The following is a 23,261-nucleotide window of genomic DNA, read 5'->3' as shown; positions in this document are numbered from 1 at the left end:
GGGCCGCTCTCCTGTCGCTAACTCACTGTCGATCAGATCCACACGTAAAGTCGTGGCCGGGTCAGCTCTGGTTGAAGAACCCACCCTCGGCGATCCGAGCCTTGTCCTCCGCCGTGACATCGACGTTAGCAGGCGACAGCAGGAACACCTTCTGCGTCACGCGCTCGATACTGCCGTGCAGACCGAAGACGAGTCCAGCGGCGAAGTCTACGAGCCGCTTCGCGTCGGTGTCGTCCATCTCCGTGAGATTCATGATCACGGGGGTACCGCCGCGGAACTGTTCGCCGATGGTACGGGCCTCGTTGTAGGTCCTAGGGTGCAGCGTGGTGATGCGGTAGGGCTCTCGTTCGTTCACGACCTTGGGCATGATCACCGGGGCGCTCTTCTCCAGGTTGTGGCGGCGTTCGGGTGTGATGGACGACACTGGGGCCATCCTCGGGGTTTCCTGGCGGATCGGGACGGCGGCCGGAACCGGCTGCGGGGCGATCGAGGAGACCGGCGCGGGCGCGGGGGCGGCCGGCCGCGGAATGTCCTCGGTCCGTCCGGTCCGGATCGGCTCGGGGTCCGCGTCGTAGTCGTCGTCGGGGTCGTACCCCTGGCCGTCGTACGTCTCGTCCTCCACGAGGCCGAGGTAGACCGCCATCTTGCGCATCGCGCCGGCCATGCTCCTGTCTCCTCCGCTTGTGGTGGACCGGCTCCGTCCCGGCGGCCGGGCCGTGCGGCCCCGCCTGCGGATTCCGCGGTCCGCCCACGACGCTTCATCAGCCCGACGGCCGATCAGGGTTCGTGGATGAGGGCCGCGGAGCTGCGATCCACGGTTGGCTAGCGCTCAGATAAGCTGCTAGCTTCTGTCCTATTTTGTCCTGCAGTCTGATCTACTACCCGGTGACGTTACCCGAGGGGTGACCGCACTCCGAGTACCGCCGTTCCGACGCGCACATGTGTCGCCCCGGCGGCAATGGCCTGCTCAAGGTCACCGCTCATCCCTGCCGACACCATGGTGGCAGCCGGATGGTCGGTGCGTACGGCGGTTGCGATTTCCGCCAGCCGATCGAAGGCCGCGGCCGGGTCGCCGGCCAGCGGTCCGGCGAGCGGAGCGACCGTCATCACACCGTCCAGGCGCAGCCCGGGCGTGTCGGCGATCGCGTCGGCCAGGGCCGCGACGTCGGCCGGGGCGACCCCGGCGCGGTGCTCGCCCTCGCCGTGCTCCTTGTCCAGCGCGATCTGCACCAGGCAGCCGAGGTCGGCGCGCCCGGCCTTGCGCACCGCCGCGCCGAGCGACTCCACCAGCCGCGGCCGGTCCACCGAGTGGACGTGGTCGGCGTAGCGGACGACCGAGCGGACCTTGTTGGTCTGCAGCTGGCCGACGAAGTGCCAGTCCAGAGGAAGGTTTCTGCACTGCTCCGCCTTGGGGGCGGCGTCCTGGTCGCGGTTCTCCGCGACGTCGGTGACGCCCAGCCCGGCCAGCAGCGCGGTGTCCTCGGCGGGGTAGGTCTTGGTGACCACGATCAGCCGGACCTCGTCGCGGGCCCGCCCGGCGGCGGCGCAGGCGTCGGCGATCCGGCGCTCGACGACCTCCAGGTTGGTGCCCAGTTCCTCGTAGCGGGCCCGCTGACCCTCCGTCAGCGCGTCCAGCCAGTCCTTGTCCGGAAACCGACCGGAACCGGCCGGGAACGGTCCGTAGATGTCATTCGTCATCAGTGTTCAGAGCCCAACCAGACATAGCTCGCGAGCCGGCCGGTGCGCTGCTCGCGACGGTAGGAGTAGTGATCGGCGGATTCGAGGGTGCAGACCGGTGAGCGCACCAGCCCGGTGACCCCCGCGGCGGCCAGCTGGGCCTCGACCCCCCGCGGCACGTCCAGCGCCGGGGTCCCCCAGGAGGTCTCGGCGTACGCGGCGGGCACCCGGTCCGCGACCTCGGCGCGCAGCCCGTCGGGCACCTCGTAACAGCGGCCGCAGACCGCCGGGCCGGTGGCGGCGGTGATCCGCCCGGGCTCGGCACCGAGTTCCGTCATCGCCCGGACCACCGCCGGGACCACCCCGGCGGCGAGGCCGGGCCGTCCGGCGTGGGCTGCTCCGACCACACCCGCGACCGGGTCGGCCAGCAGCACCGGGGTGCAGTCGGCCGTGAGCACCGCCAGGGCCAGCGGGCGGTCGGTGACCACCGCGTCGACGGCCGGCGCCCCGCCGGCCGGCTGCCGCCCGGTCACCACGGCCACGTCCGCGCCGTGCACCTGGTTCATCCAGACCACGTCGGCCGGGTCGAGGCCGAGCGCGCGGGCCGCGATCGCCCGGTTCTCCCGGACGGCCGCCGGGTCGTCCCCCACCGCCCCGCCGAGGTTCAGCTCCCCGTACGGCGAAGTGCTCACCCCGCCCCACCGGGAGGTGAAGGCGAAGTGAGCACCGTCGCGGACCGCGTGGTCGATCACTTAAGGAAATCCGGGACGTCGAGCTCCTCGGCCGGGCTCTCCACGTACGGCTGGCGGGCCGGCTGCACCTGCGGCGGCACCGGGGCGGCGGTCGCGGTGGCCGGGGCCTCGGCCGGGCGGGCCGGGGCGGAGCCCTCGCCGTCCGGACGGGAGGTCACCGAGCCGATGCCGCCGTACGAGGGGCGGCCGGCCGGACGCTCCGGGGCGCTGCCGCCGGACGCGGAGGCCGGCGGGTTGGCCGGGGTCGCGCTCGCCTTGACCACCGGCTCGCGGACGATGGCCGGCGGCTGCCCGCCGTCGAAGCCGGCCGCGATGACGGTGACCCGGACCTCGTCGCCGAGGGCGTCGTCGATGACGGCGCCGAAGATGATGTTGGCCTCGGGGTGGGCCGCCTCGCTGACCAGCTGGGCGGACTCGTTGATCTCGAACAGGCCGAGGTCGGAGCCGCCGGAGATGGAGAGCAGCACGCCGCGGGCGCCGTCGATCGAGGCCTCCAGCAGCGGCGAGGAGATCGCCATCACGGCGGCGGCCTTGGCGCGGTCCTCGCCGCGGGCCGAGCCGATGCCCATGAGCGCCGAGCCGGCGTCCGACATGACCGACTTGACGTCGGCGAAGTCGAGGTTGATCAGACCGGGGGTGGTGATCAGGTCGGTGATGCCCTGGACACCGGAGAGCAGGACCTGGTCGGCCGAGCGGAACGCGTCCAGGACGCTGACCTGGCGGTCCGAGATGGACAGCAGCCGGTCGTTGGGGATCACGATGAGGGTGTCGACCTCTTCGCGCAGGGCGGCGATGCCGTCCTCGGCCTGGTTGGCGCGCCGCCGTCCCTCGAAGGTGAACGGGCGGGTGACCACGCCGATGGTGAGCGCGCCCAGCGAGCGGGCGATGTTGGCGACGACCGGCGCGCCGCCCGTGCCGGTGCCGCCGCCCTCGCCGGCGGTGACGAAGACCATGTCGGCCCCCTTGAGGACCTCCTCGATCTCCTCGCGGTGGTCCTCGGCGGCCTTCCGGCCGACCTCGGGGTTGGCGCCGGCGCCGAGGCCCCGGGTGAGTTCACGGCCCACATCGAGCTTGACGTCGGCGTCGCTCATGAGGAGGGCCTGCGCATCGGTGTTGATCGCGATGAACTCGACGCCCTTGAGACCGACCTCGATCATCCGGTTGATGGCGTTGACACCACCGCCGCCGATACCGACGACCTTGATGACTGCGAGGTAGTTCTGCGGTGCTGCCACGTCGAAGGCCTCTCGCCTCGAATTTCCGGGTCGGCCCGATGCCCGGTCAGGGCCGAACCGACGGATGTCGATGGGTAGGGAGCCTGGTTTCTGACGTAATGTCCGAAATGCCGACCGCCGACCCCAACCCTAAACTTGACCTTTAGGGTTAGTGCTGCGCCTCTGTCACATCACCAGGGAACAGAGGCTGGTGACACAGGACACTAGGTGGCTCCGGCCACGTGTTTCAACGAACACGCCGAGCTTCCCTTTTTCTTTTGAGCCTATGTGATCATCGACCGGCGAATGAAACCGGGGTGACCACCAAGGGTCGGGCCGACACGAAACCGCGTCAAGCCCACCCGCAGCCCGCCGCCACCCTTTCGGCGACGCGCTCCGCGCGAACCCCTTGTGTACCCGGAAAACCTACCGGATCATCCGGACACCGCAGGCGAGTCAGGGGCGCTGACGTCGAAGTTCGTACCCTTCTGATTCAGCAGCGCCACCAGCGCCCGGGCTTTTCGATCGGTCTGCTCGGGACTCCCCCAGCGCACCGTCAAACCCCCGCCGAGCTGCAGCTGGATGTCGTCGTACGAGTGCACCAGGACCGCGCCGGCCCGCTGCCGGACGTCCTCCGGCAGGCCGGCGGCCACCGCCACCGCGCCGCGCACCAGCTGGGGACGGTCGATCACCGACTCGACGTCCAGGGCCTGCTGGCTGAGCTTCAGCTCCACCACCGGCACCCCCTCCGGAGCGGCCGGCTCGGTGGCGAAGCTCACCCCGCCCGCGTCCACCTGGGTGAAGAGTCCGTCCTCGCCCTTGACCGCGGCGACCGCCGTGCGCTGGGTGACCTTCACCCGCAGGGTGTTCGGCCAACCGCGCCACACCTCCGCCTTCGCCACCCGGGGTATCGCCTCCACCCGCCGGCGGGTCTCGTCGAGGTCCACCCGGGCCAGCGGGCCGGAACCGGCCCCGCCGACCGCCGAGCGGACCTCGTCGGCCGTCAGCCGGTCGTCCCGCATCCCCTGCACCGAGACCGAACGGACCTCCAGCACCGAGGAGAAGAACACCAGCCAGGACAGCACTCCGAGGAGCACCGCGGTCACGGCGCCCAGCACCACCACCCCCCGGCGGGAGAGCCGGAGCCGAGGAGCGTACTCCTCGGCCTCGAACTCCTCGTCGAGGGGATCGGCGAGCCGGGCGTCAGCCACGACGGCGGCCGCCCCGGGCGGCCTCGATGGCCTCGTAGACCATGCCCACCAGCAGCTCGTCGGCGTCCCGGCGGCCGAACTCGGCGGCGGCCCGGCTCATGTCCCACAGCCGCTGCGGGTCGGTGAGCACCGGCAGCACGTTCTGCAGCACCCAGTCGGGGCTCAGCTCGGCGTCGTCGACCAGCAGGCCGCCACCGGCCTTGACCATCGGCTGGGCGTTCAGCCGCTGCTCGCCGTTGCCGATCGGCAGCGGCACGAACGCGGCGGGCAGGCCGACCGCGGCCAGCTCGGCCACCGTCATGGCACCGGCCCGGCAGAGCATCATGTCGGCCGCCGCGTAGGCGAGGTCCATCCGGTCCAGGTACGGCACCGGGCGGTACGGCGGCATCCCGGGGATCTCGTCGACCTGCGGCAGCTCGTTCTTCGGGCCGACCGCGTGCAGGATCTGCACCCCGTACTGCTGGAGCCGGGGGGCGATCGCGGCGATCGTCTCGTTCAGCCGGCGGGCGCCCTGCGAGCCGCCGGTCACCAGCAGGGTGGGCAGCCGCTGGTCGAGGCCGAAGTAGTGCCGGGCCTCCGGGCGGACGGCGCCCCGGTCCAGGGTCGCGATGGTCCGGCGCAGCGGGATGCCGATGTACCGGGAGTCGCGCAGCTTGCTGTCCGGGGTGGAGACGGCGACGAAGTCGCTGTACCGGGCGCCGATCTTGTTGGCCAGGCCGGGCCGGGCGTTGGCCTCGTGCACCACGATCGGCACCCCGGCCCGCTTGGCGGCCAGGTAGGCGGGCATCGCGACGTAGCCGCCGAAGCCGACCACGGCGTCCGCCTTGACCCGCTCGATGATCTCCTGGGCGGCCCGGACGGTGCCGCGCAGCCGGCCCGGGACGGTGATCAGCTCGGGGGTGGGCTTGCGGGGCAGCGGGACGGCCGGGATCAGCTCCAGCTGGTAGCCGCGCTCGGGCACCAGCCGGGTCTCCAGGCCGCGCTCGGTGCCGAGGGCGGTGATCCCGATGGACGGGTCGTGCCTGCGGAGGGCGTCCGCGAGGGCCATGGCCGGCTCGATGTGACCGGCGGTCCCCCCGCCGGCGAGTACGACATGCACCGAAATTCACCGCTCCCTGCGTGCCGGCCCGCTGGCCGGGCGCGCTGTGGTTCGTCGTCGTGGCAGCACCCGGGCCAGCTGCTTCCTGATCCGGGAGTTCTTGCTCCGGGCGGCCAGGGCCGCCTTCGCGCCCGAGCTGCTGCGTGCCAGGCAGAGCAGCACCCCGATCGCGGACATGGCCGACAGCATGGCGGAACCGCCGTAGGAGAACAGCGGGAGCGGGACGCCCGCGATGGGCAGCAGTCCCAGCGCCGACCCCAGGTTGATCACGGCCTGCGCCATGATCCAGGTGGTGGCGGCTCCCGCGGCGTACCTGACGAAGGGATCCTTCGTGCCGATGGCCACACGGATACCCGCGTAGCCTAGTGCCGCGAAGAGACCGATCACCGACAGCGTCCCCACCAGACCGAGTTCCTCGCCCGTGGTGGCGAAGATGAAGTCGGTGTGCGCCTCCGGGAGCTGGCCCCACTTCTCCACGCCGGCGCCGAGTCCGGAGCCGAACAGGCCGCCGAGGCCGAACGAGTAGACGCCGTGCAGGGCCTGGAAGCAGGCGCCGGCCGGGTCGAGCTTGGTCACGCCGATGCAGGAGAGCCGCTCGGCGCGGTGCGGGACGGTGACCACCAGGGCGGTGCAGACGACGACGGCCACGCCGAGCGTGGCGACGAACAGCCGCAGCGGCGCGCCGACCATCCAGAGCAGGCCGAAGAGCATCGCCACCAGGATCATCGAGGTGCCCATGTCGCCGCCGAGCATGATCAGCGCGAGCAGCAGCAGGGCGCCCGGCACCAGCGGGACCAGCAGGTGCTTCCACTGGTCGAGGGTGCCGGCCTTCTGCTTGCGGGCGAGCAGGTCGGCGCCCCAGAGCACCAGGGCGAGCTTGGCGAACTCGGACGGCTGGAACTGGAACACGCCGAAATCCAGCCAGTTCCGGTTGCCGTTGACCTCCATGCCGATGCCCGGGATCGCGACCAGCACCATGGCGCCGATCACCGCGAACATCACCGGGTAGACGATCACCCGCAGCACGGCCACCGGTACCAGGGCGAAGCCGAGCAGCAGGGTGAAGCCGAGCACCACCGCGAGCAGCTGCTTGTAGAAGTAGAACTGGGTCGAGCGGTGCTGGCCCAGCGCGAGGATCTGCGAGGCCGAGAAGACCATCATCAGCCCGAGCACGACCAGCAGCAGCGCGGTGCCGGCGACCAGCAGGTAGGGGGTGAGCGGCCGGTCCAGGGCGTACCGCACGCGGGCCCGGAAGGCCTGCAGCCGGGCGAGCGGACCGGCCGACTTGTAGGCGGTGGTGGTGGCCGAGATCACCCGCAGGGAGCCGGCCGGGCGCCCCTTCTCCGGCGCGCTCGAACCGCCCGCCCTGCCGCCCTGCCCCACCACAGCTCCCCTTCTCGTCCTCGTGGCCTCCGGCCGGAGGCCACGAGGCACGGGTCGCCTACCGGTTCCCGTCCGCCAGCTCCCGGACGGCCGCGGCGAAGAGGTCGCCGCGCTCGCCGTAGTTGGTGAACATGTCCATCGAGGCGCAGGCCGGGGCCAGCAGCACCGTGTCACCCGTTCGGGCGAGTGACGCGGCCGCGCGGACCACCTCGGTCATCGCCACCGCGCCAGTCTGGCCCTCGGCCGCCTCGATCACCGGGACATCCGGGGCGTGTCGCGCCAGTGCCTCGCGGATCAGCGCGCGGTCCTCGCCCATCAGCACGGCGCCCCGCAGCCGCTCGGCCGCGCCCTGGACGAGGTCGTCGAAGGTCGCGCCCTTGGCGAGGCCGCCGGCGATCCAGACGATCGGCCGGTACGCGGCGAGCGAGGCCGCCGCGGCGTGGGTGTTGGTCGCCTTGGAGTCGTCGACGTACGTGACGCCGTCGGCCACCGCGACCTCGGCGATCCGGTGCGCGTCCGGCCGGAAGGCGCGCAGGCCCTCCCGCACGGCCTTCGGCTCCACGCCGTAGGCGCGGGCCAGCGCGGCGGCCGCGAGGGCGTTGGTGATGTTGTGGGGCGCCGGGGGGTTGACGTCCTCCACCGAACCCAGTTCGGCGGCGCTGGTCGCCCGGTCGGGCACGAACGCGCGGTCCACCAGCAGGCCGTCGACCACGCCGAGGTTCGACGGGCCGGGCGCGCCGAGGCCGAAGCCGACCGCCCGGCAGCCCTCCTCGACGTCGGCCTCGCGGACCAGCGCCTCGGTGGCCGGGTCGGCCAGGTTGTACACGCAGGCGACGACGTTGCCCTCGTAGATCCGGCCCTTGTCGGCGGCGTACGCCTCCATCGAGCCGTGCCAGTCGAGGTGGTCGGGCGCCAGGTTGAGCACGGCCGCCGCGTAGGGGCGCAGCGAGGGCGCCCAGTGCAGCTGGTAGCTGGAGAGCTCGACGGCGAGCACGTCGTAGGGCTCGTCGGCGAGCACCGCGTCCAGCACCGAGACCCCGACGTTGCCGACGGCGGCGGTGCGCCGGCCGGCCGCGGTGAGGATCGAGGCGAGCATCTGGACGGTGGTGGTCTTGCCGTTGGTACCGGTGACGGCCAGCCAGGGGGCGGGCTCGCCGGTGGCGGGCAGCGGCCGGCGCAGGTGCCAGGCCAGCTCGACGTCGCCCCAGACCTCGACGCCGGCCTCGGCGGCCGCGGCGAACAGCGGGCTGCTCGGCGGCCAGCCCGGCGAGGTGACGACCAGCCGGGTGCCCTCGGGCAGGGTGGCGCCGTCGCCGAGGCGGACGGTGACGCCCCGCGCCTCCAGCTCGGCGGCGCGGGCCCCGAGGCCCTCGCCGGAGCCGCCGTCCACGACGGTGACCTCCGCGCCGAGGCCGCGCAGGACGCGGGCGGCGCTGATGCCGGAGACACCGAGCCCGGCGACGGCGACCGGCAGGCCGGCCCAGTCCGGGGTGGCCGGTTCGGCGGCGGTCATCCGGTCACCCATCCCGCGTAGAAGAGGCCGAGGCCGACGGCCACGCACAGACCCTGGATGATCCAGAACCGGACCACGACCAGGACCTCGCTCCAGCCCTTGAGTTCGAAGTGGTGCTGCAGGGGGGCCATCTTGAAGACGCGCTTGCCGGTCATCCGGAACGAGCCGACCTGGATGATCACCGAGAGGGTGATGATCACGAAGAGGCCGCCCAGCAGGACGAGCAGGATCTCGGTGCGCGAGCAGATCGCCAGACCGGCCAGCGCGCCGCCGAGGGCCAGCGAGCCGGTGTCGCCCATGAAGATCTTGGCGGGCGAGGTGTTCCACCAGAGGAAGCCGAAGCAGGAGCCCATCAGGGCGGCCGCGACCACCGCGAGGTCCAGCGGGTCGCGGACGTCGTAGCAGTTGGAGGTGGCCGAGGCCACGTAGGCGCAGCTCTGGCCGTACTCCCAGACGCCGATGAAGGTGTAGGCACCGAAGGCCATCACCGAGGCGCCGGTGGCCAGGCCGTCCAGACCGTCCGTCAGGTTGACGCCGTTGGAGGTCGCGGCGATCAGGAAGTACGCGAAGATGACGAACAGCACCGGGCCGATCGCCCACTCGAAGTCCCGGACGAAGGACAGGTGCTCGGAGGCCGGGCGGCGGCCGGCGTTGTCGGGGAACTGCAGGGCGAGGACCGCGAACAGCAGGCCGACGATGGACTGGCCGGCCAGCTTGGCCTTCGCCCGCAGGCCCAGCGAGCGCCGCTTGACGACCTTGATGTAGTCGTCGAGGAAGCCCACCAGGCCCAGACCGGTGGTCAGGAACAGCACCAGCAGGCCGGAGGCGGTCGGGCTCTCGCCCGTTATCGCCTTGGTCGCGAAGTAGGCCACCAGGGTCGCCAGGATGAAGGCGATGCCGCCCATGGTGGGCGTGCCCTTCTTGCTGTGGTGCGCCTTGGGGCCGTCGTCGCGGATGTACTGGCCGTAGCCCTGCCGGGCGAGCAGCTTGATCAGCGCGGGGGTGCCGACCAGCGACAGGATCAGGCCGATCATGCCGGAGAAGAGGATCTGCTTCATTACTCGGCCGCACCGTCCGCGAGGAGGGCCTCGGCCACCTTCTCCAGCCCCACCGAACGGGAGGCCTTCACCAGCACCACATCCCCCGGCCGCAGCTGACTGCGCAGCAGCTCGACCGCCGCGTCCGCGTCGGACACCAGCACCGACTCCTCACCCCACGAACCTTCGTTCCTCGCGCCCAGTTCCATGCAGGCCGCCTCGCGTCCGCCGACCGCCACCAGCTTGGTGACGTCCAGCCGGACGGCGAGCCGCCCGATGGCGTCATGCTCGGCCAGGCTGTCCTCGCCGAGCTCCCGCATCTCGCCGAGCACCGCCCAGGTGCGGCGGCGCTCCGGGCCGCGCCCCCCCATCGAGATCAGCGCCCGCAGCGCGGCCCGCATCGAGTCGGGGTTCGCGTTGTAGGCGTCGTTGACGACGGTGACACCATCGGCCCGGTCGACGACCTCCATGCGCCAGCGGGACAGCGCACCCGCCTGGCTCAGCGCTTCGGCGGTGTCGTCGACGGTCATCCCGAGCTCCATCGCCACCGCGGCGGCGGCGAGGGCGTTCGAGACGTGGTGCTCACCGTACAGGCGCAGCTGCACGGGTGCGGAACCGGCCGGGGTGCTCAGCGTGAAGGATGGCCGTCCGGTGGAGTCCAGGCGAACGTCCCGTGCCCGGACGTCGGCGTCCGGGGACTCCCCGAAGAACACCACCCGGGCCCTGGTGCGCGCGGCCATGGCGCGCACCAGACGGTCGTCCGCGTTGAGGATCGCCGCGCCGTCGGCGGGCAGCGCCTCGACGAGTTCGCCCTTGGCCTCGGCGATGGCCTCCTGGGAGCCGAACTCGCCGACGTGCGCGGTGCCGACGTTCAGCACCAGGCCGATCCGGGGCGGGGTGATCGAGGTGAGGTACTCGATGTCGCCCTTGTGCCGGGCCCCCATCTCCAGCACCAGGTGCCGGGTGGTGCCCTCGACCCGCAGGGCGGTCATCGGGTGGCCGATCTCGTTGTTGAGCGAGCCGGGCGGGTAGACCGTGTCGCCCAGGCGCTCCAGCAGCTGGGCGATGAGGTCCTTGGTGCTGGTCTTGCCGGCCGAGCCGGTCAGCGCGACCACGGCGGCCTCGGAGCGGCCCACGACGGCGCGGGCCAGCTTGCCGAGCGCGTCCACCACGCTGTCGACCAGCACGGCGGGCCCGTCGACCGGGCGGGAGGCCAGCACCGCGACGGCGCCGGCCGCGACCGCGGTCTCCGCGTAGTCGTGGCCGTCCACGCGCTCGCCGACGAAGGCCGCGAACAGACCACCGGGGCGGACCTTGCGGGAGTCGACCTCGACCGGGGCGGTCACCAGGGCGTCGGGGTCGGCGCCGGCCAGGGTTCCGCCGACTGCGGCGGCCACCTCGGCGAGGGTCAGTGCGATCACGGCTGCTCTACTCCTCCGGTGCCCCGGGCGGCCGTGGTCCGCGCGATGGATTCGCGCAGCACCTCCCGGTCGTCGAAGGGGCGGATCTCGTCTCGTACGTACTGGCCGAGCTCGTGGCCCTTGCCGGCCACCAGCACAGTGTCGCCGGCCTGGGCGCGGGCGACCGCCAGTTCGATCGCCTCGGCGCGGTCGGGCACGACCAGGACGGCGCCGCGCTCGGCCTCGGGCACCGCGGCGGCGCCGTTCAGCATGGTGGCGAGGATCGCCAGCGGGTCCTCGCTGCGCGGGTTGTCGCTGGTCAGCACGGCGGTGTCGGCGAGCCGGGCCGCGATGCCGCCCATCGGGGCGCGCTTGTGGGGGTCGCGGTCGCCGCCGCAGCCGACCACCACGTGCAGCCGGCCCTTGGTGACCTCGCGCAGCGAGCCGAGGACGGCCTCCAGGGCGTCCGGCTTGTGCGCGTAGTCGACCACCGCGACGTAGGGCTGTCCGGCGTCCACCCGCTCCAGCCGGCCGGGCACGCCGGGGACGGCGGCGACGCCGGCCACCGCACGCTCCAGCGGGAGCCCGGCGGTGGCGAGCAGGACGATCGCGGCCAGCGCGTTGGCGACGTTGAACGGGCCGGGCAGCGGGACGGAGGCGTCCGCCTCGGCGCCGTCGGGGCCGAGCACCCGGAAGGTCGAGCCGACCGGGCCGAGCTGGACGTCCACCGCGCGCCAGTCCGCCGCGGGGGCGCCGGTGGCGGAGAAGGTGGCGACCGGGATCTTCGCCTCCGCGGCGAGTCGGCGGCCGTAGGCGTCGTCCAGGTTGACCACGCCGGCGCGGGACTTGCCCGGCTGGAAGAGCCGGGCCTTCGCCTGGAAGTAGTCCTCCATGTCCGGGTGGAAGTCGAGGTGCTCGGGGGTGAGGTTGTTGAACAGCGCGACGTCGTAGGCCACGCCGTCGGTGCGGCCGTAGACCAGGGCGTGGCTGGAGACCTCCATGGTCACCGCGTCGGCGCCGCGCTCGCCCATCACGGCGAGGATCGCGTGCAGGTCGGTGGCCTCGGGGGTGGTCCGCTCGCTCTTGATCCGCTCGTCGCCGACCCGCATCTCGACGGTGCCGATCACGCCGGGGTGGCGGCCGGCGCCGCGCAGGCCGCCCTCGACCAGGTACGAGGTGGTGGTCTTGCCGTTGGTGCCGGTGAGGCCGATCATCAGCAGCCGCTCGGACGGCCGGTCGTAGACGGCGGCCGCGAGCTCGCCCATCCGGGCCCGGGGCCGGTCGACCACCAGCAGCGGCAGGCCGCTGCCGGCCGCCAGCTCGGCGCCGGCCGGGTCGGTGAGCACCGCGACCGCGCCGGCCGCGGCGGCCTGCCCGGCGAACGACGCGCCGTGGTGGTTGGCCCCCGGGAACGCCACGTAGAGGTCGCCGGGGCGGACCTCGCGGGCGTTGTGGGTGACGCCGGTGACCTCGGGTCCCTCGACGGGGTCGAGGCCCAGCAGGCGGGCGACCTCGGCGAGCGGCCGGGCGCCGGTCCGGGCGGGGCGGGGCGGGCTCACGGTGATTTGATCGGGTTTCGGCACGGCGGAGAGGCTATCCGCCGAAGGGCGTCCAGGGCCAAACCGGCTCTTTTCCGTACCGGCGGCCGCACCCGCCAGGTCGTTGCTCATGGTCGATCACGGCTTCCACTCGACGGGCAGGTTGGGCGCCTCGCTGCCGCTCGGCGGGACCTGGAGGGTCTTGAGGGTGAACTCCATCACCTGCTTGAACACCGGACCGCACAGCTGGCCGCCGAAGTGGCCGTTGACCGGGTCCTGGATCACGCAGGAGACGGTGACCCGCGGCTGGTCGGCCGGGGCGAAGCCGATGAAGGAGGCGGTGTAGCCCCGGTAGCCGCCGGCCTTGGGGTCGACCCGGTTGGCGGTCCCGGTCTTGCCGGCGACCCGGTAGCCCGGGATCGCGGCCTTGCCGCCGGTGCCCTGCTCGTCGGAGACGACCGACTCCAGCATCTCGGTGAGGGTCTTGGCGGTCTGCTCGCCGACCACCCGGGACTGCGCGGACGCCGGGGCCGGGGAGTACTTGCCGTCCGGCGCGGTGGTGCCCTGGACGACGCTGGGCGCCACCCGGACCCCGCCGTTGGCGATGGTCGAGAACACCGAGGTCGCCTGCAGCGCGTTGACCGAGAGCCCCTGGCCGAACGGGATCGTGTACTGCTTGGAGGCCTTCCAGTCCTCCGGCTTGTCCAGCAGTCCGGCGGTCTCGCCGGGGAAGCCCAGGCCGGTCTGCTGGCCGATGCCGAACTTCCGCAGGTAGTCGTAGAGCACCTGGTTGGCCTCGGGCTGGGTGGCGCCGAGGGTCTGGGCGGCCTCGATGGTGCCGATGTTGGAGGACTTGGCGAGCACGCCGGCCAGGGTGAGGTACCAGGTGTCGTGCTCCACGTCGTCCTTGAACGCCACGTCGCCGCGGACCAGCGGGTACGGCACGGTGACCTTGGTGTCCCAGGTGGCCTTGCCGGTGTCCAGCACGGCCGCCATGGTCATCAGCTTGGCGGTGGAGCCGGGCTCGTAGGCGTCCTGGAGGGCGGCGTTGCCGAGCTGCGAGTTCTTGGCGGTGCTCAGGTCGTTGGGGTTGAAGCCGGGCGAGGTGGCCATCGCCAGCACCTGGCCGTTCCGCACGTCCTGGACGATCACGTAGCCCTTCTCCGCCCCGGCGTTGGAGACCTGGTCGGTGATGGCCCGCTGGGCGGCCCACTGGATGTCCCGGTTGATGGTCAGCCGCAGGTCGGTGCCGGGCACGGCGGGCTCCAGCGAGCCGCCCGCGGTGGGCACCAGGCGGCCGCCGGCCTGGGCGTAGCTGCTGTGGCCGTCCTTGCCGGCCAGCAGTTCCTGGTACTGCTGCTCCAGCCCGCCGGACCCCTCGCCCTCGGCGTTGACGAAGCCGACCAGGTTGGCGGCCAGCCCGTCGGACGGGTAGACCCGCTTCTGGGTCTCCCGGTTGAAGACGCCGGCCAGCGGGTTGACGCACTCGTTGTCCAGCCGGGTGCGGCCGCCCTCCTCGGCGGGCTTGTTCAGCAACCGCTTCTGGGCCTGGCAGGCGCGCGAGCCGGCCTGCTTCTCCAGGCCGGACTTGAGGTCGCTGATCTGGTTCTTGACGTCCGGGCTCTGCTGGGCGGCGAGCCGCTTGTAGCGGGTCTTGGGGGTGTGCAGGTCGGCGGCGATCTTCTCCTTGGGCACACCGAGGATCGGCGCCAGCAGGGCGGCGGCCTGCTCGGGCGCGTCCGGCAGGCCGGTCGCCTCGGGGGTGAACATCGCCGGGTCGGCGGTGATGTCGTAGGCGTCGACGGTGGTGGCCAGGGCCACGCCGTCGGAGGACGTTATCGAGCCGCGCTCGGCGGTGATCGGGATGTTCAGGTAGCGGTTGGTGTTGGCGTCGGCGGCCAGTGCGTCGGAGTCCAGCAGCTGGAGCTGGACCAGGCGTCCGGCGAAGATCGAGAACACCACCGAGAGCGCGATGGTGATCACCCGCAGCCGGCGGCGCGGATCGGCCAGCCGGATCCCCCGGGAGACCGGCCGGCGGGCCGGCGGGCGGCGGGCCGGCGGGCGGCGCTGCGGGCGCGGGCGGGGCACCGGCGGGCGGCCGTCGGAGCGGCGCTGCTCCGGGGCGCGCGGGGGGCGGGGCCGGGCGGCCGGGTCCCTCGGGGCCTGGGCCCGGGCGGCCGACGGCTTGGCCGCCGACAGCTTGGCGCTCTGCGGCCGGGGGTTCTGGGCGCGGGGGTTCTGGGCCTTGGGGTTCTGCGCCTTGGGGTCGGGTGCCTTCGGGCTCTGCGACCTCGGGCTCTGCGGCTTCGGGTTCTGCGGCTTGGGGTTCTGGGCGCGGCCGGCGGACTGCCCGCGCGGGGCGGCCGGACGCGGCGCGGCGCCCCTGACCGGGCGGCGCCCGTCGGCGCCGCCGCCGGAGGGCTGGCGGGGGGTGCTCATCGGCCGGCACCTCCGCCCGCGTGCGGCGACGGCTGCGCCGGGCCCGGGTTGACCTGGACGGTGACGTCACCACCGGCCGCCGGGCCGGTCGGCGAGGCGGCGGGGGTGGCGGCGGTGGGCGGCGGCGGGGCGGCCGGAGCCGTCGTCCCCGCGGCCGGCTGGCCGCTCGGCGGAGCACTGGGCTGGGCGCCGGGCGCGGGCGGGGCACTGGGCTGGGCGCCGGGCGCGGGCTGCTTGGCGGGCCACGGTTCCGCGGTGGACCGTTTCACCGGGGGGCTGTCCTGGGCCGCCTTGGGCGTGCCGACCACCGCGCCGCCGTTCGGCAGGTCGAGGAAGGCCATCCCGCCGGCCGGCACCATGCCCAGTTCGGCGGCCCGGCGGGCCAGCGCGTCCGGCGCGGAGTTCTGGTCGATCTGGTGCTGCAGCCCCTGCTGCTCGTCGGTCAGCACGGTGGTCTGGCGCTGCAACCGGGACAGCTCGAAGGAGCCCTCGTTGAGCGCGGTGTTCAGCGCGAGCAGCCCGAGCAGCCCGGCGCCGAGCAGCAGCACCACCAGGACCGCGAACGGCGTACGTCCCCGCACCTGCCGTCCCGGACGCACGGTGATCCGCGCCCTGCCGCTCTGCCCGGGGAGCAAACGGCCCCCCGCCCCGCCTCCGGCCACCGGCCCCACTGTCTTTCCTCCGCCCTTCGGACCGCCCCGGTGCCGGTCAGCGCCGGGTGCTTCGGTCCCTGATCCTCTCCGCCACCCGCAGCCGCACGGGCGCGGCGCGCCGGTTCTCCTCGATCTCCTCCTCCGTGGCCAACTCGGCACCGCGAGTGATCAGCTTCAGCCAGGGCTGGTGCTCCTCGGGGACGAACGGCAGCCCCGGCGGGGCGGTGCTGGTGGCGCCGGCCGCGAAGTACTGCTTGACCAGGCGGTCCTCCAGCGACTGGTACGACATCACGACGATCCGCCCGCCGAGCGCCAGGACGTCCAGCGCCCCGGGGATCGCCCGGTCCAGGACCTCCAGCTCGCCGTTGACCTCGATCCGCAGCGCCTGGAAGGTCCGCTTGGCCGGGTTCCCGCCGGTGCGGCGGGTGGCGGCCGGGATGGCACTGCGCACCAACTCGACCAGACGCGCGCTGGTGGTGAACGGTTCCTTCTCGCGCTCCCGGACGATGACCGAGGCGATCTTGCCGGCGAACCGCTCCTCGCCGTAGAACTTGAGGATCCGGGCCAGCTCGCCGTGGCTGTAGGTGTTCAGCACCTCGGCCGCGCTGATCCCCCGGGTCTGGTCCATCCGCATGTCCAGCGGCGCGTCCTGGGAGTAGGCGAAGCCGCGGTCGGCCTCGTCCAGCTGCATCGAGGAGACACCGAGGTCGAAGAGGATGCCGTCGATCGCGGGGACGTCCAGCCGGTCCAGCACCTCGGGGATCTCGTCGTAGACGGCGTGCACCAGGGTCGCCCGGTCGCCGAAGCGGGCCAGCCGCTCGCCGGAGAGCTTCAGCGCCGCCGGGTCGCGGTCCACCGCGATCAGCCGGACCTCCGGGAACTGGGTGAGCAGCGCCTCGCTGTGACCGCCGAGGCCGAGGGTGGCGTCCACCACCACCGCGCCGGGCCGGGAGATCGCCGGGGCCAGCGCGTCCATGCACCGCTGCAGCATCACCGGGACGTGCTTGGGTGCCGGCTCGTTGGTGGTCATGCGCTGTGGCGCCCTTCCTCGGTGCGAAAGCCGCCCGACGTCCGGGGAGCTCCGACCATTCTGTCCCACCGGGAGGTGGAGCCGTCGCTCGGGCCGGGCCGCGCGGCCCGTGGTCCCCGCCCGCTCCGAGGGGAAGGTCGTGACCGCCCGGCGCCGGGGAAGGTGCGCCAGGTGGCACGGAGAGCGGGTGGAGGCCACGGGCCGCGTCGGTCACCGCACGGCCGGAAAGGCCCGGTTGACGGGCCTCGGCGGGTGTGCTCCACTGCGCCGCAACTCTATCGCGCACGCCCCGTCAGTCAATGGCCCGCTCCGGCGCACCACCCGGGCGGCGGTACGGATCACCGCAGGTCGCGGGGGTGCTCGTGGCACATGCCAGGGGCCCGGTGCACCACCCGGGTGGCGCACACGGACCCCGTCCGGCCGTTGTCGGGATGCCCTCGGCAACAGGCGCCCGCTCTGTAGCAATCAGCCCCACCGCACACCGGGAAATCGCACTAACGTCTCCCCCATGACAGTGACTCCCGACCGGCCCGGGCCGACCGCCGCTGCCGACCCCGCCCCACCGACCGTCATCGACCGTTTCGTCGCCGCCAACCGCGCGTACGCGGTGACCTTCCGCGACGGCGGCATGGACGCCCGCCCGGTCCAGCGGATCGCCGTGGTGGCCTGCATGGACGCCCGTCTCGACCTGTTCGCCGCACTCGGCCTCGAACTCGGCGACGCCCACGTCATCCGCAACGCGGGCGGTGTGGTCACCGACGACACCATCCGCTCCCTCACCATCAGCCAGCGGGCCCTGGGCACCCGCTCGATCGCCCTGATCCACCACACCGGCTGCGGCCTGCTCGGCCTGACCGAGGACTTCCGGCGCGAGCTGGAGCTGGAGGTCGGCCAGCGCCCGCAGTGGGCGGTCGAGGCCTTCGTCGACCTGGACGGCGACGTCCGCCAGTCGATGCAGCGGGTGCGCACCTCCCCCTTCCTGCTCCACACCGACGACGTGCGCGGCTTCGTGTTCGACGTCCACACCGGCCTGCTGCGCGAGATCGACTGATCCCGGCCCGACCGATCCCTGCCCGACCGATCCCTGCCCGACCGGCCCGTCCGAGCGGCCCGTCCGGGCCCGCCGGGCCCCCGGCCGAGCTGCGCGGCCCTTCCAAGTGGTGACTTCTGGCCTCCGCAGGGGGGAGAATGCGCCTGCCGGTCTGACCTCGAACCACCTGGGGCGGCCAGCCGCAGGCCGTACTCCGGCACCCGGCTCCCGCACGCGGAACCGCGCCCGGAGGGGCCGCGTCCAGCATGGGGTGGGGCCGGGCTCGGACGGAGCCGGTCGTGGTGTGCCAGGGAGCGAACGGGTGACGAGCTACAGCGATCAGGCCGGTCTCAACGGTCGTGCGGGGGGCGACCAGGAGGCCGCGGGGTACGCTCCGGTCGGCCTGCCGGAACTCGCCGCCGTCGTCGACCGCGTCCGCGGCAACATCGAGAGCGTGATCGAGGGCAAGCCGGAGGCCGTGCGGATCGCCCTGACCGTCCTGCTCGCCGAGGGCCACCTGCTGCTGGAGGACGTGCCCGGCGTCGGCAAGACCATGCTCGCCAAGGCCCTCGCCCGGTCCGTCGACTGCACCGTGCGACGCATCCAGTTCACCCCGGACCTGCTGCCCTCGGACGTCACCGGCACCAACATCTTCGACCAGCAGCAGCGCGACTTCGAGTTCCGCCCCGGTGCGATCTTCGCCCAGATCGTGGTCGGCGACGAGATCAACCGGGCCTCGCCCAAGACCCAGTCCGCGCTGCTGGAGTCGATGGAGGAGCGCCAGGTCACCATCGACGGCACCAGCTACGAACTGCCCTCGCCGTTCATGGTCGTCGCCACCCAGAACCCGGTCGAGATGGAGGGCACCTACCCCCTCCCGGAGGCCCAGCGGGACCGCTTCATGGCCCGGATCTCGATGGGCTACCCCAGCCCCGAGGCCGAGTTCGCGATGCTCGACGTGCACGCCGGCGCCAGCCCGCTGGACGACCTGCAGCCGGTCGCGCACGCCGCCGACATCCTCAAGCTGATCGACCTGGTCCGCACCGTGCACGTCGCCGACCCGGTCCGCCGCTACGCCGTCGACCTGGTCGCCGCCACCCGCAACAGCCACGAGCTGCGGCTCGGCGCCTCGCCGCGCGCCACCCTGCACCTGGTCCGGGCGGCCCGCGCCGCCGCCGCCCTGGACGGCCGCGACTACGTCACCCCGGACGACATCCAGCGCCTCGCCGTCCCGGTGCTCGCCCACCGCCTGATGCCCACCGCCGAGACCCAGCTCAGCCGCCGCACCGCCGAGCAGATCGTCGCCGACCTGGTCGCCCGCCTGCCGCTGCCGCGCCCGCAGCAGGGCGGCACCGCCGTCCGGAGGGGCTGAGGTGGGCCCGTCCGACGAACCGTCGGGCCTGCGCGCCGGCCTGCGCGGCCTCACCACCCGCGGCCGATCCTTCCTCGCCGCCGGGCTGACCGCCGTGGTCTGCGCGTACCTGCTCGGCCAGGACGCGCTGCTGCGCGTCGGCGTCCTGCTCGCCGTGCTGCCGCTGGCCGCCGCGATGCTGCTGGCCAACACCCGCTACCGGGTCGCCAGCGGACGCCGGCTCACCCCGCACCGCGCGGTGGCCGGCCAGGAGGCCCGGGTGCACCTGCGGGTGGACAACGTCTCGCGGGTCCCCACCGGCCTGCTGCTGCTGGAGGACAAGGTCCCGTACGTGCTCGGGCCGCGCCCGCGGTTCGTGCTGGACCGGGTCGAGCCGCGCGGCCACCGCGAGGTCTCCTACCGGGTCCGCTCCGACCTGCGCGGCCGCTACCCGCTCGGCCCGCTCCAGCTGCGGCTCTCCGACCCGTTCGGGATGTGCGAGCTGAACCGCTCGTTCTCCGCCTCCGACGTGCTCACCGTCGTCCCGCAGGTGCTGGCGCTGCCGCACGTGCGGCTCAGCGGCGAGTGGGCCGGGCAGGGCGAGAGCCACACCCGCTCCCTCGCGCTGGCCGGCGACGACGACGTCATCCTGCGCGAGTACCGGGCCGGCGACGACCTGCGCCGGGTGCACTGGAAGTCCACCGCCCGCTACGGCGAGCTGATGGTCCGGCGCGAGGAGCAGCCCCGCCGGGCCCGCGCCACCGTCCTGCTGGACACCCGCGAGACCGGCCACCGCGGCAGCGGCCCGGCCTCATCCTTCGAATGGGCCGTCGGCTGCGCCGCCTCCGTCGCCGTGCACCTGCTGGAGCGCGGCTACCAGACCCGGCTGCTCACCGACACCGGCCACGCCGTGCCCGGCATCGAGGGCGACGGCGGGCACGGCGCCGCCGTCACCTCCGGCGTCATCCTGGACGCGCTCGCCGTCGTCGACCTCTCCGACGGCGCCGGGCTCTCCCGCGCCGAGGAGCCGCTGCGCTCCGGCGGCGAGGGCCTGCTGGTGGCCGTCCTCGGCGAACTCGACGAGGAGCAGACCGCCCGGCTCGCCCGGCTGCGCAACCGCACCGGCGGCGCCGTCGCCTTCCTGCTCGACACCGGCACCTGGGCCGGGCTGCGCCTGCTCGCCCCCGACACCGGCGGCGAGGAGTTCCGCGACCGGGCCCGCCGGCTGCGCGAGGCCGGCTGGACGGTGCTCACCGTCCGCGCCGGCGACTCCGTCCCCGAGCTGTGGCGGGCCGCCGACCGGGCCGAGTCGTCCGCCCCCTACCGAGAGGAGGCCGGCGCGTGACCACCCGGGCCAAACTGACCGTGTACTCGGCGCTGGCGACCGCCCTGGCCGCGCTCTGCCTGACCCCGCTGCTGACCTCCAGGGGCTGGATCGTCCACGCCTACCTGGTGGTGGCGGTCCTCGCGCTGGTGGGCGCCGGACTGCGGCGCACGCCGTTCTACCGGTGGACCGTGCCGCTCGGCCAGCTGCTGGTGCTGTTCGTCCTGCTGCTGCTCGGCTTCGCCTCCTCCTCCGCGGTCTTCGGCGGCGTGGTGCCCGGCACCGAATCGGTCCGCACCCTCGGCCGGGTCCTCGGCCAGGGGTTCACCGACGTCCGTGACTACGCCATCCCCGCCCCGCCCAACCCCGGCCTGCGGATGATCCTGGTCGGCTCGGTCGGCCTGATCGCCGTCGCGGTGGACACCGTCGCGGTCACCTACCGCCGCTCGGCGCTGGCCGGGCTGCCGCTGCTCGCCCTCTACTCGGTCGGCAACGGCCTGGCCGGCGACCAGAGCAGCTGGCTCTGGTTCGCCACCGCCGCCGCCGGCTACCTGCTGCTGCTCTTCGCCGAGGGCCAGGACCGGGTCTCCCGCTGGGGCCGGATCTTCCGCGGCGCCGAACGCGGTGAGGGCGGCGGCCTCGCCGCCCTCGGCCAGGGCGGCCGGCAGGTCGGCGTGGTGGCGCTCGTGCTCGCCCTGCTGCTGCCGGCCTTCCTGCCGCGCTGGGGCTCGGGTCTGCTGCACAGCGGCTCCGGCACGGCCGCCGGCCGGCACGGCGGCGCGGGCGCCAGCAGCCTCGACCCGCTGGTCGCGCTGACCGGGGCGCTGCCCAACCCCCGTCACATCGAGCTGTTCACCTACTGGTCGGAGAGCAAGTCAGCCGGCTCCACCTACCTGCGCACCGGGGCGCTGGACGTCTTCGACGGCGAGACCTGGAAGCGCGGCTCGTCGAACACCGTGCCGTTCACCGGTGCCCTGCCCGCCCCCGAGGGCCTGGGGCCGGTCGACGTGCCGGAGGCCAAGACCGAGGTCATGATCGGCAACCGGCTGGACGACGCCTGGCTGCCGCTGCCCTACCCGGCGCGGACGGTCAACCTGCGCGACAACTCCGCCTGGCAGCTCGACCCGGCCACCGCCAGCGTGCTCCCCGCCAAGGACAAGGCGATCAAGGGCCTCAAGTACACGGCCACCGGCCTGGAGGTGCAGCCCACCGCCACCAGCCTGCGCAGCGCGCCCAAGCCGGCCGAGCGGATCTCCCGGCAGTACCTCAACGTCCCCGAGCTGCCCCCCGTGGTCAAGCAGACGGCGCTCGACATCACCAAGAACGCACCGACCCAGTACGACAAGATGGACGCGCTGCGTGCCTGGTTCACCGGCCCGGAGTTCACCTACGACGCCACCACCAGGACCGACAGCGGCGGCGACGCGATGGCGGACTTCCTCGCCCGCCGCCGCGGGTTCTGCGTCCACTTCGCCTCCACCATGGCGGTGATGGCCCGCTACCTCGGCGTCCCCTCCCGCGTCGCGCTCGGCTTCACCCCCGGCGACACCAAGGGCGGCAACGTCTACTCGGTGACCGACGCGATGTACCACGCCTGGCCCGAGCTGTACTTCGAGGGCTACGGCTGGCTGCGCTTCGAGCCCACCCCGACCCGCGGCGTCCAGCCCGACTACTCCGACCCGGTCTCCGCCCCGGCCACCCAGCCGACCACCGCCCCGGCCCCGCAGCCGCAGGCCACCGCGCCGGTCGACACGCCGTCCGCCAACCCCGACTGCGACGCCAAGCTGCGCCGCACCGGCGACTGCGGCGACCGGCGCGACACCGCGGCCGGCACCGACCAGGGGTTCGCCCTGCCCTCCGGCAAGACCCTGGCCGCGCTGGCCGTCGCCCTGCTCGGGCTGGTGCTCCTGCTCACCCCGATGGTCTGGCGCGCCCTGCTGCGGCGGCGCCGGCTCGGCACGGGCGGGCGGCGCGGCCTCGGCGGGCCGGGCGGGCCGGGCGGGCCGGGACCGGACGGGCTCACCGACGCCCAGGTGCTGGCCGCCTGGGACGAGCTGATCGACTCCGCCTGGGACCTCGGCATCCCGCCGGACGAATCGCGCACCCCGCGCGCCGCCGCCCGCCGGATCGTCGAGACCGGCGAGCTGGACGAGGCCTCGGCGGCGGCCGCCGGCCGGGTGGCGCTGGCCACCGAGCGGGTGCTCTACGCCCGCTCCGCGCAGGTCGGCGAACCGCTGGCGGCCGACGTCCGGACCGCCCGGGCCGGACTGCGGGCGCGGGTCGGACGACGGGGCCGGATCAGGGCGCTGCTGCTGCCGCCGTCCTCCGCCCAGCTGCGGTGGCGGATCTCGGACGCAGTGCTGACCGTCCGGCTGCGGACCGGCGCGCTGGTCGCGCGGGCGGCCGGGGCGGTCACCGGACCGGTCCGCCGGGTCCTGACCCGGCGCCGGCGCCGCGGCCCGGGCGGCGGGGAGTCCTGACGGACCCGGACGCACCGCGAGGGCGGGCAGTCGAGCGACTGCCCGCCCTCGCGGTGTGCGTTCCGGTGTCCGTTCAGGTGTCCGTTCCGCTGTGCGTACCGGTGCCCGTACCGTCCGGCGGTACGGGCCG

The 23,261-nt window shown here is 73.7% G+C and carries 18 protein-coding genes; 4 read left to right on the top strand and 14 right to left on the bottom strand.

The window, feature by feature from the left end:
* Positions 1 to 61: 61 nt before the first annotated feature.
* The 14 genes from ACFVVL_RS11085 to rsmH form a co-directional block, all read right to left on the bottom strand.
* On the bottom strand, positions 62 to 664 hold the full coding sequence (locus tag ACFVVL_RS11085) for a cell division protein SepF (protein ID WP_380286836.1): 603 nt from the start codon (positions 662 to 664) through the stop codon (positions 62 to 64).
* Positions 665 to 891: 227 nt separating this feature from the next.
* Entirely contained in the window at positions 892 to 1,698 is an 807-nt protein-coding gene (locus tag ACFVVL_RS11080; RefSeq protein WP_387673361.1) for a YggS family pyridoxal phosphate-dependent enzyme, read from the bottom strand.
* A complete protein-coding gene (pgeF, locus tag ACFVVL_RS11075) occupies positions 1,698 to 2,429 on the bottom strand; it encodes a peptidoglycan editing factor PgeF (protein ID WP_380286838.1) in 732 nt (243 codons plus the stop codon). The genes ACFVVL_RS11080 and pgeF overlap by 1 nt, the downstream gene beginning before the upstream one ends.
* Positions 2,426 to 3,664 (bottom strand): cell division protein FtsZ, encoded by a 1,239-nt coding sequence (gene ftsZ / locus ACFVVL_RS11070; RefSeq protein WP_387673357.1) that lies wholly within the window; start codon positions 3,662 to 3,664, stop codon positions 2,426 to 2,428. The genes pgeF and ftsZ overlap by 4 nt, the downstream gene beginning before the upstream one ends.
* Positions 3,665 to 4,077: 413 nt before the next feature.
* Positions 4,078 to 4,854: a cell division protein FtsQ/DivIB gene (locus ACFVVL_RS11065; protein ID WP_380286840.1), complete on the bottom strand. Its 777-nt coding sequence runs from the start codon at positions 4,852 to 4,854 to the stop codon at positions 4,078 to 4,080.
* On the bottom strand, positions 4,847 to 5,953 hold the full coding sequence (gene murG, locus ACFVVL_RS11060) for an undecaprenyldiphospho-muramoylpentapeptide beta-N-acetylglucosaminyltransferase (RefSeq protein ID WP_380286841.1): 1,107 nt from the start codon (positions 5,951 to 5,953) through the stop codon (positions 4,847 to 4,849). Before murG ends, ACFVVL_RS11065 begins: the two co-directional genes overlap by 8 nt.
* Positions 5,954 to 5,959: 6 nt before the next feature.
* Positions 5,960 to 7,339, bottom strand: coding sequence for a putative lipid II flippase FtsW (gene ftsW, locus ACFVVL_RS11055; protein WP_380286842.1), 1,380 nt, complete (start codon positions 7,337 to 7,339; stop codon positions 5,960 to 5,962).
* 55 nt (positions 7,340 to 7,394) lie between these two features.
* On the bottom strand, positions 7,395 to 8,861 hold the full coding sequence (murD, locus tag ACFVVL_RS11050) for a UDP-N-acetylmuramoyl-L-alanine--D-glutamate ligase (protein WP_387673352.1): 1,467 nt from the start codon (positions 8,859 to 8,861) through the stop codon (positions 7,395 to 7,397).
* Complete coding sequence (gene mraY / locus ACFVVL_RS11045; protein WP_380286844.1) at positions 8,846 to 9,907, bottom strand: phospho-N-acetylmuramoyl-pentapeptide-transferase; 1,062 nt, start codon at positions 9,905 to 9,907, stop codon at positions 8,846 to 8,848. The genes murD and mraY overlap by 16 nt, the downstream gene beginning before the upstream one ends.
* The gene (gene murF, locus ACFVVL_RS11040; RefSeq protein WP_380286845.1) at positions 9,907 to 11,307 is read right to left on the bottom strand and encodes a UDP-N-acetylmuramoyl-tripeptide--D-alanyl-D-alanine ligase; all 1,401 of its coding nucleotides are present in this window, start codon (positions 11,305 to 11,307) and stop codon (positions 9,907 to 9,909) included. The genes mraY and murF overlap by 1 nt, the downstream gene beginning before the upstream one ends.
* Positions 11,304 to 12,956, bottom strand: coding sequence for a UDP-N-acetylmuramoyl-L-alanyl-D-glutamate--2,6-diaminopimelate ligase (locus ACFVVL_RS11035; protein WP_380286846.1), 1,653 nt, complete (start codon positions 12,954 to 12,956; stop codon positions 11,304 to 11,306). Before ACFVVL_RS11035 ends, murF begins: the two co-directional genes overlap by 4 nt.
* A gap of 6 nt (positions 12,957 to 12,962) precedes the next feature.
* Positions 12,963 to 15,263: a penicillin-binding transpeptidase domain-containing protein gene (locus ACFVVL_RS11030; protein WP_387673347.1), complete on the bottom strand. Its 2,301-nt coding sequence runs from the start codon at positions 15,261 to 15,263 to the stop codon at positions 12,963 to 12,965.
* Positions 15,260 to 15,844 carry a cell division protein FtsL gene (locus ACFVVL_RS11025; protein ID WP_387673344.1) on the bottom strand — a complete coding sequence of 195 codons (585 nt, stop codon included), beginning with the start codon at positions 15,842 to 15,844 and terminating at the stop codon, positions 15,260 to 15,262. Before ACFVVL_RS11025 ends, ACFVVL_RS11030 begins: the two co-directional genes overlap by 4 nt.
* A 127-nt stretch (positions 15,845 to 15,971) precedes the next feature.
* Entirely contained in the window at positions 15,972 to 16,946 is a 975-nt protein-coding gene (gene rsmH / locus ACFVVL_RS11020) for a 16S rRNA (cytosine(1402)-N(4))-methyltransferase RsmH (RefSeq protein WP_387673341.1), read from the bottom strand.
* Positions 16,947 to 17,454: 508 nt separating this feature from the next.
* Between rsmH and ACFVVL_RS11015 the strand changes: the two genes are divergently transcribed.
* From ACFVVL_RS11015 to ACFVVL_RS11000, 4 genes are all read left to right on the top strand, one after another.
* Entirely contained in the window at positions 17,455 to 17,997 is a 543-nt protein-coding gene (locus tag ACFVVL_RS11015; protein ID WP_387673338.1) for a beta-class carbonic anhydrase, read from the top strand.
* A 301-nt stretch (positions 17,998 to 18,298) separates the two neighbouring features.
* Positions 18,299 to 19,348, top strand: a complete 1,050-nt coding sequence (locus tag ACFVVL_RS11010; RefSeq protein ID WP_380286852.1) for an AAA family ATPase — start codon at positions 18,299 to 18,301, stop codon at positions 19,346 to 19,348.
* A 1-nt stretch (position 19,349) separates the two neighbouring features.
* Positions 19,350 to 20,672: a DUF58 domain-containing protein gene (locus ACFVVL_RS11005; protein ID WP_380286853.1), complete on the top strand. Its 1,323-nt coding sequence runs from the start codon at positions 19,350 to 19,352 to the stop codon at positions 20,670 to 20,672.
* Positions 20,669 to 23,131, top strand: a complete 2,463-nt coding sequence (locus tag ACFVVL_RS11000) for a transglutaminaseTgpA domain-containing protein (protein WP_387673334.1) — start codon at positions 20,669 to 20,671, stop codon at positions 23,129 to 23,131. Before ACFVVL_RS11005 ends, ACFVVL_RS11000 begins: the two co-directional genes overlap by 4 nt.
* Positions 23,132 to 23,261 lie beyond the last annotated feature (130 nt).

Origin of the sequence: Kitasatospora sp. NPDC058115, assembly GCF_042884635.1 — a bacterium.
Classification (GTDB): domain Bacteria; phylum Actinomycetota; class Actinomycetes; order Streptomycetales; family Streptomycetaceae; genus Kitasatospora.
The sequence above is the reverse complement of the archived record's forward strand: the minus strand, read 5'-3'. Positions and strand labels throughout refer to the sequence as shown.

Coding starts and splice junctions, on each gene's coding strand:
- ACFVVL_RS11085 (WP_380286836.1), bottom strand. CDS start 664: ATGGCCGGCGCGATGCGCAAGATGGCGGTCTACCTCGGCCTCGTGGAG.
- ACFVVL_RS11080 (WP_387673361.1), bottom strand. CDS start 1,698: ATGACGAATGACATCTACGGACCGTTCCCGGCCGGTTCCGGTCGGTTT.
- murD (WP_387673352.1), bottom strand. CDS start 8,861: ATGGGTGACCGGATGACCGCCGCCGAACCGGCCACCCCGGACTGGGCC.
- mraY (WP_380286844.1), bottom strand. CDS start 9,907: ATGAAGCAGATCCTCTTCTCCGGCATGATCGGCCTGATCCTGTCGCTG.
- ACFVVL_RS11035 (WP_380286846.1), bottom strand. CDS start 12,956: ATGAGCAACGACCTGGCGGGTGCGGCCGCCGGTACGGAAAAGAGCCGG.
- ACFVVL_RS11030 (WP_387673347.1), bottom strand. CDS start 15,263: ATGAGCACCCCCCGCCAGCCCTCCGGCGGCGGCGCCGACGGGCGCCGC.
- rsmH (WP_387673341.1), bottom strand. CDS start 16,946: ATGACCACCAACGAGCCGGCACCCAAGCACGTCCCGGTGATGCTGCAG.
- ACFVVL_RS11015 (WP_387673338.1), top strand. CDS start 17,455: ATGACAGTGACTCCCGACCGGCCCGGGCCGACCGCCGCTGCCGACCCC.